This is a genomic window from Bacillus sp. DB-2, from assembly GCF_003315125.1.
GTDB lineage: Bacteria > Bacillota > Bacilli > Bacillales > Bacillaceae_G > Bacillus_A > Bacillus_A mycoides.
The window spans coordinates 1-15,393 of sequence record NZ_QNRN01000019.1 but is presented as its reverse complement, the minus strand read 5'-3'; the positions used below and the strand labels follow the sequence as shown (position 1 = coordinate 15,393).

General features: G+C 37.6%; 11 protein-coding genes, 9 tRNA genes, 1 rRNA gene and 1 pseudogene. 3 read left to right on the top strand and 19 right to left on the bottom strand.

Annotated features, from left to right (window positions below; genetic code table 11):
• Positions 1–11: 11 nt before the first annotated feature.
• Both DET63_RS26210 and DET63_RS26205 read left to right on the top strand, forming a co-directional pair.
• Complete coding sequence (locus DET63_RS26210; RefSeq protein WP_113938311.1) at positions 12–1,052, top strand: methionine ABC transporter ATP-binding protein; 1,041 nt, start codon at positions 12–14, stop codon at positions 1,050–1,052.
• Entirely contained in the window at positions 1,027–1,695 is a 669-nt protein-coding gene (locus DET63_RS26205; protein WP_113938310.1) for a methionine ABC transporter permease, read from the top strand. Before DET63_RS26210 ends, DET63_RS26205 begins: the two co-directional genes overlap by 26 nt.
• A 48-nt stretch (positions 1,696–1,743) precedes the next feature.
• Here DET63_RS26205 and DET63_RS26200 read toward each other — a convergent pair whose 3' ends face one another.
• Positions 1,744–2,520, bottom strand: a complete 777-nt coding sequence (locus DET63_RS26200; RefSeq protein WP_113938309.1) for an SDR family oxidoreductase — start codon at positions 2,518–2,520, stop codon at positions 1,744–1,746.
• 374 nt (positions 2,521–2,894) lie between these two features.
• Between DET63_RS26200 and DET63_RS26195 the strand changes: the two genes are divergently transcribed.
• A complete protein-coding gene (locus DET63_RS26195; RefSeq protein ID WP_002029373.1) occupies positions 2,895–3,401 on the top strand; it encodes a DoxX family membrane protein in 507 nt (168 codons plus the stop codon).
• A 181-nt stretch (positions 3,402–3,582) separates the two neighbouring features.
• Here the strand turns inward: DET63_RS26195 and DET63_RS26190 are convergent, their stop codons facing one another.
• The 18 genes and pseudogenes from DET63_RS26190 to rrf form a co-directional block, all read right to left on the bottom strand.
• Complete coding sequence (locus DET63_RS26190; protein WP_113938352.1) at positions 3,583–5,550, bottom strand: S9 family peptidase; 1,968 nt, start codon at positions 5,548–5,550, stop codon at positions 3,583–3,585.
• A 313-nt stretch (positions 5,551–5,863) separates the two neighbouring features.
• Positions 5,864–7,666 carry a glutamine--fructose-6-phosphate transaminase (isomerizing) gene (gene glmS, locus DET63_RS26180; RefSeq protein WP_113938308.1) on the bottom strand — a complete coding sequence of 601 codons (1,803 nt, stop codon included), beginning with the start codon at positions 7,664–7,666 and terminating at the stop codon, positions 5,864–5,866.
• A 12-nt stretch (positions 7,667–7,678) separates the two neighbouring features.
• A pseudogene (locus DET63_RS26175) lies at positions 7,679–7,864 on the bottom strand (hypothetical protein).
• 285 nt (positions 7,865–8,149) lie between these two features.
• The gene (gene glmM, locus DET63_RS26170) at positions 8,150–9,496 is read right to left on the bottom strand and encodes a phosphoglucosamine mutase (protein ID WP_002139928.1); all 1,347 of its coding nucleotides are present in this window, start codon (positions 9,494–9,496) and stop codon (positions 8,150–8,152) included.
• Entirely contained in the window at positions 9,489–10,976 is a 1,488-nt protein-coding gene (locus DET63_RS26165) for a CdaR family protein (protein WP_113938307.1), read from the bottom strand. Before DET63_RS26165 ends, glmM begins: the two co-directional genes overlap by 8 nt.
• Positions 10,969–11,790, bottom strand: a complete 822-nt coding sequence (gene cdaA / locus DET63_RS26160; RefSeq protein WP_002091475.1) for a diadenylate cyclase CdaA — start codon at positions 11,788–11,790, stop codon at positions 10,969–10,971. The genes DET63_RS26165 and cdaA overlap by 8 nt, the downstream gene beginning before the upstream one ends.
• Before the next feature lie 248 nt (positions 11,791–12,038).
• Positions 12,039–12,932, bottom strand: coding sequence for an arginase (gene rocF / locus DET63_RS26155; protein WP_113938306.1), 894 nt, complete (start codon positions 12,930–12,932; stop codon positions 12,039–12,041).
• 270 nt (positions 12,933–13,202) lie between these two features.
• Positions 13,203–14,348, bottom strand: coding sequence for a glycerate kinase (locus tag DET63_RS26150; RefSeq protein WP_113938305.1), 1,146 nt, complete (start codon positions 14,346–14,348; stop codon positions 13,203–13,205).
• Between the two features lie 126 nt (positions 14,349–14,474).
• Positions 14,475–14,547, bottom strand: a tRNA-Ala gene (locus tag DET63_RS26145).
• 10 nt (positions 14,548–14,557) lie between these two features.
• Positions 14,558–14,629: transfer RNA gene (locus tag DET63_RS26140), tRNA-Gly, on the bottom strand.
• A 5-nt stretch (positions 14,630–14,634) separates the two neighbouring features.
• Positions 14,635–14,710, bottom strand: a tRNA-Lys gene (locus DET63_RS26135).
• Between the two features lie 5 nt (positions 14,711–14,715).
• A tRNA-Gln gene (locus DET63_RS26130) sits at positions 14,716–14,790 on the bottom strand.
• A 65-nt stretch (positions 14,791–14,855) separates the two neighbouring features.
• Positions 14,856–14,939 (bottom strand) — tRNA-Tyr (locus tag DET63_RS26125).
• A 16-nt stretch (positions 14,940–14,955) separates the two neighbouring features.
• Positions 14,956–15,031: transfer RNA gene (locus tag DET63_RS26120), tRNA-Val, on the bottom strand.
• 5 nt (positions 15,032–15,036) lie between these two features.
• A tRNA-Glu gene (locus DET63_RS26115) sits at positions 15,037–15,111 on the bottom strand.
• Between the two features lie 26 nt (positions 15,112–15,137).
• A tRNA-Thr gene (locus DET63_RS26110) sits at positions 15,138–15,210 on the bottom strand.
• A 4-nt stretch (positions 15,211–15,214) separates the two neighbouring features.
• Positions 15,215–15,289, bottom strand: a tRNA-Asn gene (locus DET63_RS26105).
• 9 nt (positions 15,290–15,298) lie between these two features.
• Positions 15,299–15,393 (bottom strand): 5S ribosomal RNA (gene rrf / locus DET63_RS26100); the annotation flags it as partial.

Below are 15,393 nucleotides of genomic sequence, written 5' to 3'. Positions count from 1 at the left end.
AGCTGACTATAATGATTGAATTAAAAAACATCTCCAAAGTATTTTCCACAAAAAAAGGGAATGTTGAGGCCCTTAAACCAACTTCCCTTAAAGTAAAAAAGGGTGAAGTATTTGGAATCATCGGATATAGCGGCGCTGGTAAAAGTACATTAATTCGTTGTGTAAATTTATTAGAAAAACCAACGACAGGAAATATCATTATAAACGAACAAGATTTAACAACCTTATCGACGAAAGAACTCGCAAAAGCGAGACAAAAAATCGGCATGATTTTTCAAGGATTCAATTTACTTAAAACCGTTACCGTTTATGAAAACATCGCACTACCCTTACGCCTATCTGGTCTTCCCAAAAATGAAATTGCAAAAAGGGTAGAAAAGTATTTACGCATTGTTGATCTCTTTAATAAAAAAGATGCCTATCCAAGTGAATTATCTGGTGGTCAAAAACAACGTGTAGCAATCGCTCGCGCACTATCTCATGAGCCAGAAGTTTTATTAAGTGATGAAGCAACGAGCGCATTAGATCCGGAAACGACCGATTCTATTCTTGATTTATTATTAAAGATCAACGAAGAAATCGGAATTACGATTTTGCTAATTACACACGAAATGAATGTCATCCAGCGTATTTGTGACCAAGTTGCTGTAATGGAACATGGATCTGTCGTTGAAAGTGGAACAGTGAAGGACATTTTTACAGATCCACAACATGTAACAACGAAGAAATTTGTAAATAGCGCGTTTGCAGCTAAAATTCCAGAAGAGGTACAGAAAGAACTACAAAGCACCGGGGAAATCGTAACACTTTCATTTATAGGAACCGCTTCAGGAGAACCAGCGTTAGCTGTCGCTACAAAACGTTTCCACGTATATCCTAATATTTTATCAGGCAATATTACGCAGTTAAAACATGAGGCATATGGGAAACTGGTCGTTCATATGCAAGGTGAAAAAAGTGAAGTACACCGTGCCTTATCATTTTTACAAGAACAAGGAATTATCGTAGAAGGAGGTAGAACGGATTATGGGAAACAAGTCCTTTTTGGATGAGTGGGGTAACGTAATATGGGAAGCAACAATCCAAACCTTTCAAATGACATCTATTTCACTACTTATCTCTATTCTTATTGCATTACCACTCGGCTTCACACTTGTTTTAACGAGACCTGGTGGACAGCGAGAAAATAAAATTATCTATCCTATTCTTAATACAGTTATTAATATCATTCGTTCTCTTCCATTTATCATTCTATTATTCTTCATTTTACCTTTTACAAAGTTTCTAATGGGAACGTCCATTGGCGTACAAGGTGTTATCGTACCACTTGTTGTCTTCACAGCCCCTTACATTGCCCGTTTAATGGAAACTGCTTTATTAGAAGTGGACCGTGGTGTCATTGAAGCATATCAAGCAATGGGAGTCTCTACTTTAAAAATCATTTGGCACGTTATGATTAAAGAAGCTCGCCCGTCTCTCGTACTTGGATTAACAATCGCAACGATCGGCTTAATCGGTGCAACAGCAATGGCTGGACTTGTAGGTGCTGGCGGCCTTGGTGATTTAGCATATCGATTCGGGCATTTACGCTACGAACCTGAAGTAATGTATGCAACAGTCTTTATTTTGATTATCCTCGTTCAAGGATTACAGTCATTAGGGAATGGTATAGCACGAAGATTGAAGAAAGATTAAAAAGAAGGTATCTCACTGAAATGAGATACCTTCTTTTTAATTATAAAATTATCTCTTAAATCCACCTTCTGAATGAATAACTTGCCCTGTAATCCATTCGGCTTCTTCGCTCACTAAAAACTTAATAAGCCTTGCTGCATCCTTTGGCTCACCAATTCTGCCGAAAGGAAACATCGGTCTTAATCCTTGCTTTATCTCCTCAGTCATCCATCCTGTACTAGTTGGACCTGGATTAATTGCATTCACTGTTATCCCTAAATGGGCCACTTCCGCTGACAACGTACTAGTGAGAGCATCAATAGCTCCCTTCGTTGTTGCGTAGGCTAACTCTCCAGCCATAGGCCCTTTAAACTGGCCCGAGGTCATATTAACGATTCTACCACCAGATTTCTTCTTAAATCCACGTGCAAACTTACTACTTAACAGTGTAGTTGCACGAATATTTACCATATAGTGCTTATCTAACTCTTCTGCAGTCAAATTAGAAAAATCATTATTTGTAGAGTACGCTGCGTTATTAATTAATATATCAGGGTACCCTAATTGTTCAGTAACTTTATTTATAAGCTGATCTGATGCATCATTCTGAGTTAGATCTAACTCCATGCTCGATACTTTGACACCGTTTTGTATCAACTTTTCTTTTAATTGTATTTGTTCATTTTTATCAACGCCCCAAGGCATCTCTTTATCGTATTCTGTCCAATACGTAAAAAATATATCGTATCCAGCCTCTGCTAACTCTGTGCAAATAGCTGCTCCTATACCGTCTAGACGACTTACACCTGTAACAACAGCTACTTTATTTTTTAATTGATTCATCATATACTCCTCCAAAGTTAAAGGGCGCATATTTTATATAAGAGATATAAATTTCCCCACATAGGCATCTATCCTTACAAAAGGGATGTACAAGCTAAATATGCAGTCCTTGAATGATTTACAGATAGCTAAATAAACCCTCACTTACGAGAGAAAAATTCATCTATCTAATTTCTAATCATTACAAGTGCATCCACATATCTACTCTTTGCCTCCTTTTGATATATCTCCATTATTAGTCTACCAAAATAGATGAAATGTTACAAAAAATAAAACAATTACTCCTAACCTATTTTTGTTCACATTTCCTCCATTGTGAATTTATTCACAATGGATATATAATAAACATGTAAATACAATACATTGGAGGGATTTCAATGGTTATCAATTTTTTAAGAACTGATAAACGCGCTACTTTCATATTATTATTTTTACGACTTTACATAGGATATGCATGGCTCGCTGCTGGAATAGGAAAAGTTTTTGGACAGTCTTTTGATGCAAGTGGTTTTCTAAAAGGAGCTATCGCTCAAGCATCAGGTGACCACCCTGCAGTACAAGGTTGGTGGGCAGATTTTCTTCAACATTTTGTTCTTCCAAACGCAGACCTATTTAGCTTTTTAGTTCAATGGGGAGAAATTTTAGTAGGGCTAGGTTTGATTTTAGGTGGATTAACAAAAACAGCTGCATTTTTCGGCATCATAATGAACCTTTCATTTTTATTAAGCGGAACTGTTAGTGTAAACCCAAACCTGCTTATTTTAACTATGTTCATTTTAGTTGCAGGACATAATGCTGGACGTATTGGATTAGATGGTTATGTTTTCCCAAAACTTTTCAAAAAAAATAACCGTGAAGCATATAAATTAAGTAAAACTGCATAAGAATAGTTCATCTTTTAAATATAAATAAGGAAAGAGCCTACATTCAGGCTCTTTTCTCATTTACACCAAAACATTTCACAGTTTGCCTTATCCGAAATGTGAAACTCAATCATATATAACCGAATAAATGTGTACGACTTTATTTCAAGCACCTAAAAAGCTTAAAGACTAAAACAAGCCATTATAAAACCCTAAATTCTTTCATACTTTCTCCAAGAATATAGTGTGAAAACCACATCAAATTCTGCTTCATAATAGCCACATTAATTCCTGGCTGGTCAGAACTATATGCCATTCCTTTAAAAATAATTAATTCTGTATCAACTTCCATATCCCTTAACCCTTGATATAGCTCATATGCATTGGAAGTTGGAATCCTTGCATCCTTTTCGCCATGTTGGATTAAGGTAGGCGTACAGGCTGATTTAATATATGTCATTGGCGATGTTTTTGTATATATATCTGGATCATTCCATGGAGTATTTCCTAAATGCATTCTAATAAAGTAAGGGATATCTGTATTTACATAATGGGTACTCCAGTTAGTAATTCCGCCCCCAACTGAAATAGCTTTAAATCTATTACTAAACGTAGAACAGAAGGCCGATATATATCCTCCGTTACTCCATCCCATAACTCCTACTCTATCTTTATCTACAATCCCTTGCTCAACTAGTTCATCCACTCCAGATATAACATCCTCATAGTCAGCAATTCCCTGTTTTCTATAGTTGGCTTTTAAGAACTCATTACCATAGCCAGAACTTCCTCTATAGTTTGGCTCTAAAACTATAAAGCCTTTTTCGATAAACTGCTCAATCGGATATTTCTCATTAAAACAGTCTGAGAATATCGGAAAAGATGCCCAAGCTGGTCCACCATGGATTACTACTAATAAAGGATATTTTTTGTTGGCATCAAAATCTACTGGGGTTGATAAAACACCCTCTATTTCAAGACCATCACTACTTTGCCATGAGATTATTTCCCTGTTACTTTTCAGCTTCCCTTTAAAAAAGCTATTTTCATCCGTTATTTTTTTATCGTCTAAATAGATTTCAAAGGTTTCATTTGTTATAGCCTTACTATAGGATATATGATGTCCATCCCTTGTTATAGAAGCATCCATTATAAAGCCATCTACTTTGTCACTTAACATTTCCACAGTGCCATCTTCACATAGCAACCCAATGAGATAATTAGTTTTATCCTGCCATCTAATTAAAATCCCCTTATCTGTCCACTGTAATGGCATAACCGTACTATCAAAGTTTGTTAGAGGCTGAATTACCTCTCCAGTATTCATATCATATATCTCTAATATACTTTCTTGTATATGGTTTCTATAGTACTCCTTCTCCCTTATGCTTGCTGAGTAACATATTTTGCTGCCCTCAGGAGAAAAGCAAACGCTCCCGCCCAACAACTTATCTACATTCATCTTTTGTAGTTCCTCAGCTTCAACATCTAATATGTATAGATCACCATTCATATGATCGTTTAGGCTTGGTGTAGCCATAAATACAACCTTTTTCCCATCATTTGAAATATCAAAGTTATGTATATAAAAATCCTTACCCTCCGTTAATTGATAAAGACCGCTAATCTCACGTTCCTCTTTATCATTTTGTATCCCTTTTTCTATTTCAATGTAATATAAACAATTATTCTGATGTTCCTTACCTACATGGTGGAAGTCCCCATATAACTCTTTACGTTTCTTTATTTCCTCACATTCTTTTGACTGTGCAACATAATAAAAACCTTTACCAGTAGGCTCCCATTTGAATGTACTGACCCCTTCTTTCTCATCAGTAATTTGTAACTCACTATAACCATCTATTGACTTAACAAAGATTTGATTTTTCTTATTATCCCTCTCACCAACTGGGCTAAGGTATGCGATATCCCTAGAATCTGGGGACCATAATGGGTGTATACTGTCTATATCCCCAGTTGTTAATGGGTAACTCTGCTCCTTATCTTTTTCATATATCCATATATGATTCCTATATGTATTGTCTTTCCAGTTAGCTGTCTTCTTAACAAATGCTACATTTTTGCCATCGTCACTTATGTTTGTACTTGATAAGGTTGGTAATGAAATAATCTCTTCTATACTTAAATATGTTTTTTCTTTCACTTTCATCAATATACCCCCTTGTAATGTCCATAAATCTCTCGTCTCTTTTTGTCGCAATAAAGGAAATTGTTCACGGATACTTAAAATAATAACGGAAAATTCAGATAAACAAAAGTGGTTCCGTTCCAAATCCGATAAAGTGAAACTTTAATCAGTGGGGATTCTGTCCATCCCCATCCCCACAGCTAGTTCCTCGCCCCTCTTTAATCCATTTATCGATTTTAGATGTTTTTTTTCTTTTGGACACAAAAACACCCCTTTAGATAAAAGTATCCAAAGGGGTGAAGCTTCACAAATTTATTTCAAATCTACCAATCTCCTACTCAACTGTAACAGACTTAGCTAAGTTACGTGGCTTATCAACGTCACACTCGCGGTGAAGTGCTGCGTAGTATGAGATAAGTTGGAATGGAATAACTGCTACTAGCGGTGCTAGTGCTTCGTGTACAGCTGGTAATACGAAGCTGTCTCCTTCCATTTCTAAGCCTTTCATTGAAATGATACATGGGTTAGCTCCGCGTGCTACTACTTCTTTCACGTTACCACGAATTCCAAGGTTTACGTGCTCTTGTGTAGCAAGGGCGATAACTGGTGTACCGTTTTCGATTAAGGCGATTGTACCGTGTTTTAATTCTCCTCCAGCAAATCCTTCTGCTTGGATGTAAGAGATTTCTTTTAGTTTTAACGCACCTTCTAAACCTACGAAGAAGTCTACGCTACGTCCGATGAAGAAGCAGTTACGCGTTGTTGCTAAAAATTGTTTTGCTAATGCGTCCATCTCTTCTTTTTGATCACAAAGTACTACCATTGCATTTGCTACAAGTCCTAATTCATGTGTTAAATCGAAATCAAGAACTTCACCTTTTGCTTTTGCAATGTCAGCCGCTAAGATTGAAAGTACTGCAAGCTGTGCTGTGTATGCTTTCGTCGATGCAACTGCGATTTCTGGTCCTGCATATAAAGGAAGTGTATAATCAGCTTCACGAGAAAGCGTAGAACCAGGTACGTTTGTAATTGTTAATGCTTTATGACCCATTTCATTTGTTTGCACAAGTACTGCACGGCTATCAGCTGTTTCACCACTTTGTGAAATGTAAATGAAGAATGGTCTTTCTGTTAATAATGGCATGTTGTAAGAGAATTCACTTGCTACATGTACTTCAACTGGTACTTTCGCAAATTTCTCAATGAATTGCTTTCCAACAAGACCTGCATGATAACTTGTTCCACATGCAATGATGTAAATGCGATCGCTATCTAAAATTGCATTACGGATATCTTGATCTAATTCAATTCCGCCATTTTCATCTTGGTACTTTTGAATAATATTACGGATTACAAGTGGTTGCTCGTCGATTTCTTTTAGCATGAAATGAGGATACGTTCCTTTTTCAATATCACTTGCGTCTAATTCCGCTGTAAACGGTGCACGTTCAATCGTTTCACCTTGTAAGTTTTTAATTGTAATGCTTTCTTTTGTTACGATTACCATTTCTTTATCCATTAACTCGATAAATTGATCTGTAACTTGTAACATCGCCATAGCGTCGCTTGCAATAACATTAAAGTTATCACCAGCACCTACTAATAGCGGGCTTTTGTTTTTAGCAACATAAATCATGTTTGGATTTTCAGCATCAAGTAGTCCGATTGCGTAAGAACCATGTAAAAGAGATAACGTTTTTCGGAACGCATCTTCTACACTTAGTCCTGTACTTACTTGTTGTTCCATAAGCTGCACGATAATTTCTGTATCTGTTTCACTTACGAACGTTACATCTTGTAAATATTCTTTTTTCACTAATTCATAGTTTTCAATTACACCGTTATGAACTAGTGTAAAACGTTTTGATGTACTTTGATGCGGATGCGCGTTTAATTTGCTTGGAACACCGTGTGTAGCCCAGCGTGTGTGACCGATTCCCACGCTTGCTGCTACATTCTCTTCTACGACTTCGCGAAGTTTTGCAATACGGCCTTTTTCTTTGTATACAATAACACCGTTCTCTGCTTGTACTGCAATACCTGCTGAATCATATCCGCGATATTCTAGCTTTTCTAAACCTTTTAATAAAATTTCCTTTGCATCTTGCTCTCCAATAAATCCTACGATTCCACACATGTTTAGTCGCCGTTACAAATGCTTACACTGCTCTGCGAACATGTAACGACATAGTCCGATACCATTTTTATTTATACTAAAAAACGGATTACATATTGCTAGCCCTGTAAGCTTGTAACGGCTTTCACCTTCCTCTCGATTGGGTTAAAGTCCGTATATACTTATACAGCTAGTATTCATCCGTTCCTCTTCTCTCATCACACTTTCACCTTTGTCCACTAAGTCACCTTAATGTTTTAAGTAAAAGATTGCGGTTGTGATGAACAACCGGGAGTCATCCGCCGAAATCTCGATAAACTCCACCTCGTCAACTACACTACTTGTAGTTCTGGCGCTTTTATAATTTACAATATTTCCTTTGAGAAAAAGAACAAGACCATCGTATAACAAACAATATAAATCGTCAATGAAATTTTTTTCATTGTCTATAAAAAATATGAAAAAGGAGCACTTTTTGTGCTCCTTTTAAATAAAATAGGCTAATTATTCAACGCCAACTTCAGCTTTCACAACTTCTACAATACGATGTACATACCCATCACAAATTTCTTGTGTCGGTGCTTCTGCCATTACACGAATAAGTGGTTCTGTTCCAGATGGACGAACAAGAATACGACCGTCTCCGTTCATTTCTTCCTCTACAACACGAATAATTTCTTTAATTTTCTCATTTTCTAGTGCTAGTTTCTTATCTGTTACACGAACATTTACTAGTAATTGTGGGAATTTTGTCATCTCGCCTGCAAGCTCAGATAATGGTTTTTTCGTCATTTTCATGATATTTACAAGTTGAAGTGCACTTAACATTCCATCACCAGTTGTAATGTAATCAAGTAAGATAATATGACCTGATTGTTCTCCGCCCAGATTATATCCACCACGTTTCATCTCTTCCATTACGTAGCGATCACCAACTGCTGTTTTATCACTTGTAATATTGTTTGCTTCAAGCGCTTTGTAGAAACCTAAGTTACTCATAACTGTTGAAACAACTGTATTATGTTTCAATTGACCAGTTTCTTTCATATACTTCGCGCAAATAAACATAATTTGATCGCCATCAACGATGTTTCCTTTTTCGTCTACTGCGATTAAACGGTCTCCGTCACCATCAAAAGCAAGACCAATGTCAGCACCTTTTTCTTTTACTAATTCAGCTAATACTTCTGGATGCGTAGAACCTACTCCGGCGTTAATATTCATACCGTTCGGTGAAGTTCCCATTGTTGAAATATCAGCTTCTAAATCTGCAAATAAATATGGAGCTAAAGAAGATGTAGCACCATGTGCACAATCTAAAGCAATATGTAAACCAGAGAAATCTTCCTCTACAGTTTGTTTAATGTATTGTAAATATTTTTGTCCACCTTCAAAGTAATCACTCACTTGTCCAAGGTTAGTACCTGTTGGACGTGGTAGCTCATCAACTTCTTTGTCTAATAACGCTTCAATTTCTGCTTCTTGCTCATCTGTTAATTTAAATCCATCTGAACCGAAGAACTTAATTCCATTATCTTGTACTGGGTTATGAGATGCAGAGATCATAACACCTGCTTGCGCCCCTAAAGCTTTTGTTAAATAAGCCACACCTGGTGTAGAAATAACACCAAGGCGCATTACTTCCGCTCCAGTTGATAATAGGCCTGCTACTAAAGCTCCTTCTAGCATATGTCCAGATACACGTGTATCACGGCCAATAATTACTTTTGGACGATCTGTATCTTTTGTTAATACATAGCCGCCAAAACGTCCTATTTTAAAAGCTAATTCAGGTGTTAATTCCTTATTTGCAACCCCACGTACTCCGTCTGTACCAAAATATTTACCCATTATTATTCGCTCCTTTTTCGTGCTCTTTTTGATTATCTACTGTTGGTTCTTGGCTCGTTTCTTGGCCATTGTCTTTTTCTTTGTCTTTTTCTTTGTCTTTATCTTTTTCCTGATCCTTTTCTGGATTAGGTTCAGGATTTTTTGGTTTTTCAGTTTGATTTTCTTGATTGTTTTTTGAATCTGGTTGTTCAATATTACCCTGTACTTCTTTATCCGGCTTTTCTTTCTTCACAATTGTGACTTTAGCACTTTTTTGTTTTGCTTCTATCGAAATATTACCAGGACCACTCACTTGAATAGAAACATCTTTCGTCCCCGGAGATACATTTTGCAGATTAATCGCCGCTGTTATTTGAGCAGCTGTTATTTTATCTACTATACTTGCTTCTCCTGAAATATCAACGCTTATCTTTCCATCTTGTGGCGAAAGTAGCTGCGCAGTAACATCATTCGGAATTCCACTTTTTTGAATCGGGATACCATCAATAGTTTTACTTTTCGTTTGTTTTACCTTTTGTACCCCTATGGAAACCTTCACTTGATTTGGTTTTGCACTTGTTACACCTTTTGGCAATAAAACAGAGGCATCGAATGTTGTAGAATCCGTCAATTGACTAAGATCTACCTCGACCCCCTCTATAGATTGTATATTATCCAAAATGTCTTTTGGACCTGCTATCGTTACTTCTTTTGGTTCAACACTAATATTTGTAACAGCTAAACCTTCTGGTAGATTCCCTTTTTTCGAATATGTTAAAGGAACTGTTTTTTCGACATTATTTGCTGTAGCTTGTGTCGCTACATTCACCGTTACACTTATTTTAGATGGACTTGTTTTTACATTTAAACGTTTTCCTTCTTTATTGTATAATGTAACGTCTGCTGTTTTTGTAACTGTTTTATTAACACCTTTTAAATCTATATATGCCTTAGCAGATGAAATACTTTCTATTTCTTCTTTTGTTCCAACTACTTCAACAGTGTCAGGCTTAATACTTGATTTCTCAATGGTAGCACCTGCTGGCATCTGGTCTTCATTTGATAATTTTAAATCTACATGAACATACTTTTTCGCTTTTTCATGAAGAGTGACTTTAATTGTTGCTGGCTGAACTGTCCCCTTCACATCATCTGGAAGCCCGTTCGCTTTTAAAGAAACTTCATAAGTTCCTTTTTGACTATCTCGCAAATCAACTGATATATCAAATTGTTTTTTTGCTTTTGCTGTAGCAACTGCTGATTTTGGGCCTTCCAACTTCACCTTGACTCCACCTGCTGGAATACCACTTACAATATATTTCTCTTCATCATACTTAAGGGTAATAGGATAATCAGTTAATGTTTCTTTCGTTTCATTTACGAAAGGTAATATACTCGATGTCGTATTTTTTTCAGTTAAAGTTGCTGACATAAAAAGCATACACGCCAATAGTAATGAGATTCCTTTTAAAAACCAATGATTCTCCATTAACTTATCCATGACGCTTTCTCCTCCAATTCCATAAAGACGAAGAAGTCGTTTTTTCGTTCCCACTAAATTCAGCTAACAACATATCCTTTAGCTGTTCTGTCTTCAAATCACGATGTAACTCACCGTTTTTCGTTAAAGAAATTTGGCCTGTTTCTTCCGACACAACTACTGTAATACTATCGGTGACTTCACTAACTCCCATTGCAGCGCGATGCCTAGTTCCTAACTCCTTAGAAATAAATGGGCTTTCTGATAAAGGAAGGTAACATGCTGCTGCTTTAATTGTACTTCCCTGCATAATTACTGCTCCATCATGAAGAGGGGTATTAGGGATAAAAATATTAATGAGTAATTCCGATGATACATTTGCATTTAGCGGAATACCCGTTTCTACATAATCATCCATCCCAGTCTCTTTTGACAAAGTAATTAGTGCACCAATTCTACGTTTTCCCATATATTCCGTTGCTTTAGCTATCGCTGTTGCAACAATTTCAGGTTCATCTTCCCCCTGATTTCCCACACGCGAAAATAAGCTACCCCGTCCTAGCTGCTCAAGTGCTCTTCTCAATTCTGGCTGGAAGATAATAATAACGGCTAAAAATCCCCACGTTAATACTTGTTCCGTTAGCCAATATAGCGTATGCAATTCAAGTAAAATACTAATCATCCGGACGACAATAATAACTGTAATACCTTTTAAAAGTTGCACAGCCTTCGTGCCCCGAATTATAAGAATTAGCTTATATATAATAAACCATACAACAGCAATATCTAATGCCGTACTAAGATATTTCAAAATGGTCGTATCTTCAAAAGGCATGCTAACCCTTCCTCCTACTTACGAGCAATTCTATCCATATATTGAAATATTATTTTATGCTCTATCTGTATGTATTTCCAACAACTAGTTAATTATACCATACATGAACCAAACGACAATTACAAACGCCCCCCTTTAGCTTAAATTGGTAAGATGTCAAACTTTCTTATCCTACAGTATAATATAAGTCATTATTATACGCCTATTTTCAAATAAAAAAAGCAACTTCTCAGTTGCTTTTCTTACATTTATTTTAGTTTTTCACCGAATAAAGAACCCATTAAAGCAACCGCTGTTGTTGCTGTTCTATTTCTCTCATCTAAAATCGTATTTACTTCAACAAATTCAGCAGATGTAACAATATCAGCTTCTGCTAACATTTCCATCGCTAGGTGGCTTTCACGATACGATAGACCACCAATTACAGGTGTTCCAACTCCTGGTGCGTCATGAGGATCAAGCCCATCTAAATCTAATGATAAATGAACACCGTCAGTATGAGATAAATACGCAATTGTTTCTTCCATAACAGCCGTCATACCCATACGATCAATTTCATGCATTGAGAATACTTTAATGCCTTCTTCACGAATAAAGTCCTTTTCTCCTTCATCTAATGCACGTGCACCGATAATTACAACGTTCTCTTTCTTCACCTTTGGATATGACCCGTATAAGTCTACAAGTGAAGAATGTCCATATCCTAAACTTGCAGCAAGTGACATACCGTGAATATTTCCAGATGGTGAAGTCTCTTCTGTATTTAAATCACCGTGTGCATCATACCAAATAACACCTAAATTTTTATAATGTTTCGCCACACCAGCTAACGTACCGATAGCAATACTATGATCGCCGCCCAATACAAGTGGAAAACGACCTTCTTCTATAATATGATCAACCTTAGTCGCTAGTTCGTTACATACAGTTGCAACTTGAGTAAGGTTTCGTAATTTTGTATTTTCATCTACTTCTTTTTCTCTCTCTATACATATATCTCCCATATCTTTTACGTCATATCCAATTTGTTCAATTCTTTCAACTACCCCTGCATAACGGATCGCGCTTGGTCCCATATCAACCCCACGACGCATCTGTCCTAAATCCATTGGAACTCCAATAACTGAGATTTCTTTTTTCATAGATAGTATCCCCCTTTTATGCCTTCACTAAATATTTTAAATCTTTTATATAGTCTGACTCAACTCGACATTTTTCTGCATAGATATACATTTTATTCACTTATATTTACGTTAGAATCCCAATTTTTAAACCATTCTATGTATAAAGTTAACTTAATGAACCAACTAACTTTTCTATCAGCTAATATTTTTATCAGTGCTTTTCTCCATCACCACCTAGGATTACACAAGATACCCTCAAATAACTGGATAAAAAAAACACTTCTACATTTAGAAGCGTTTTTTTGATGCTAGTTTCCACACTGCTGCAATATTTTTTGCTGTCATTTCGATATTCTCTTCTGCCGCTTTATATGCTTCTTCTAATGTCATTGGGCTAGCCGTAATACTAAACACTGCATCAATTCCCTTTTCGTAAACAGTCGTATAATTCGAGGATACAGATCCACCAATAGCAATTACAGGAATATGACGACATTTCGCCCGCTTCGCGACACCAGCAGGAGCTTTTCCATAAGCTGTTTGTTCATCTATCCTTCCCTCACCAGTTACAATAAGATCGGCACCCTCTATACACTTATCAAAATTTGTATAATCTAATACAATTTCAATCCCTTTTCTTAGCTGCCCCTTTAGTACTGCAACGACAGCCGCTCCCATTCCTCCAGCTGCCCCTGCACCAGGTATTAGGGACACATCAAAAGATACATACTGTTTAAGTATATTAGCATAATGTTTTAAATTCCCGTCTAGCTCTTTCATCATCTCTACATTCGCACCCTTTTGTCTCCCAAATACGAAAGACGCTCCCTTTGGTCCAACTAATGGATTGTCGACATCACATGCTGCTTCTAGCTTTATATCCTTCAAACGTGTATCCATACGAGAAAGGTTAAGAGCAGTAATCAAATGTAATGTTCCTCCAGAGGGCTCAATTATTTCACCTTTCCTATTAATAAACTCTACGCCTAAAGCAGACAACATACCTGCCCCACCATCATTTGTAGCACTTCCTCCAAGCCCTAAAATAATGTGTTTAGCTCCTTGATCTAATGCATGTAATATCAGTTCGCCTGTCCCTTTTGTCGTTGTAATAAGTGGGTTTCTCTTTTCAATTGAAACGTGTTGTAATCCTGATGCTGCCGCCATTTCAATAAATGCTGTCTCCCTATCCTTAGACATACCATAATAGGCTTGCACGCTCTCTCCAAGCGGCCCTGTCACATTAAGTGATATAATTTCCCCCATTGTAGCACCAACAAGAGATTCGACCGTTCCTTCACCTCCATCTCCAATTGGTACTTTAACGTACTCTGCTTTAGGAAAAACTGCTGCAAAGCCCCTTTCAATAGCTTCACATACCTCTATAGCTTTCAGACTTTCTTTATATGAATCCGATGCAATGACAACTTTCATAATTATCCCCCCCTTATTCAATCCCTTTTTTTCATTTTAAACGATATACGGAAAAGTTTCCTTTTTGAGTGAAATTTAAACACAAAAAAAGCTTACATCATTTGATGTAAGCTTTTCCTATTTATATGGAGCCTAGCGGGATCGAACCGCTGACCTCCTGCGTGCAAGGCAGGCGCTCTCCCAGCTGAGCTAAGGCCCCTTAGTAATTAAGCGGAAGACGGGATTCGAACCCGCGACCCCAACCTTGGCAAGGTTGTATTCTACCACTGAACTACTTCCGCGAAAATGGTGAGCCATGAAGGATTCGAACCTTCGACCCTCTGATTAAAAGTCAGATGCTCTACCAACTGAGCTAATGGCTCGTAAATGGCTGGGCTAGCTGGATTCGAACCAGCGCATGACGGAGTCAAAGTCCGTTGCCTTACCGCTTGGCTATAGCCCATTAATATTTACTAGTATGGTTATCTTTTCAAAAAAATAAACCCTCTCAGGTTATTTTAAAGAAAATGGTGGAGGGGGGCAGATTCGAACTGCCGAACCCAAAGGAGCGGATTTACAGTCCGCCGCGTTTAGCCACTTCGCTACCCCTCCGACATTTAAAAATATATGGTGGAGGATGACGGGATCGAACCGCCGACCCCCTGCTTGTAAGGCAGGTGCTCTCCCAGCTGAGCTAATCCTCCAAAAGTGGTGACCCGTACGGGATTCGAACCCGTGTTACCGCCGTGAAAGGGCGGTGTCTTAACCACTTGACCAACGGGCCAAAAAAAAAAACAAAAACTTTTCCCAAGCTTCCAACCGGGCTTGAACCGGTGACCTCTTCCTTACCATGGAAGTACTCTACCAGCTGAGCTATGGAAGCATAATGGCTCCGCAGGTAGGAATCGAACCTACGACCGATCGGTTAACAGCCGATAGCTCTACCGCTGAGCTACTGCGGAATAATATAAGCCTGGCAACGTCCTACTCTCACAGGGACAAGGTCCCAACTACCATCGGCGCTAGAGAGCTTAACTTCCGTGTTCGGTATGGGAACGGGTGTGAC

Bases quoted from the DNA above. Each gene is read 5' to 3' on its own strand.
- DET63_RS26210 (WP_113938311.1), top strand. From the start codon at position 12: ATGATTGAATTAAAAAACATCTCCAAAGTATTTTCCACAAAAAAAGGG.
- DET63_RS26205 (WP_113938310.1), top strand. From the start codon at position 1,027: ATGGGAAACAAGTCCTTTTTGGATGAGTGGGGTAACGTAATATGGGAA.
- DET63_RS26200 (WP_113938309.1), bottom strand. From the start codon at position 2,520: ATGATGAATCAATTAAAAAATAAAGTAGCTGTTGTTACAGGTGTAAGT.
- DET63_RS26195 (WP_002029373.1), top strand. From the start codon at position 2,895: ATGGTTATCAATTTTTTAAGAACTGATAAACGCGCTACTTTCATATTA.
- DET63_RS26190 (WP_113938352.1), bottom strand. From the start codon at position 5,550: ATGAAAGTGAAAGAAAAAACATATTTAAGTATAGAAGAGATTATTTCA.
- glmS (WP_113938308.1), bottom strand. From the start codon at position 7,666: ATGTGTGGAATCGTAGGATTTATTGGAGAGCAAGATGCAAAGGAAATT.
- glmM (WP_002139928.1), bottom strand. From the start codon at position 9,496: ATGGGTAAATATTTTGGTACAGACGGAGTACGTGGGGTTGCAAATAAG.
- DET63_RS26165 (WP_113938307.1), bottom strand. From the start codon at position 10,976: ATGGATAAGTTAATGGAGAATCATTGGTTTTTAAAAGGAATCTCATTA.
- cdaA (WP_002091475.1), bottom strand. From the start codon at position 11,790: ATGCCTTTTGAAGATACGACCATTTTGAAATATCTTAGTACGGCATTA.
- rocF (WP_113938306.1), bottom strand. From the start codon at position 12,932: ATGAAAAAAGAAATCTCAGTTATTGGAGTTCCAATGGATTTAGGACAG.
- DET63_RS26150 (WP_113938305.1), bottom strand. From the start codon at position 14,348: ATGAAAGTTGTCATTGCATCGGATTCATATAAAGAAAGTCTGAAAGCT.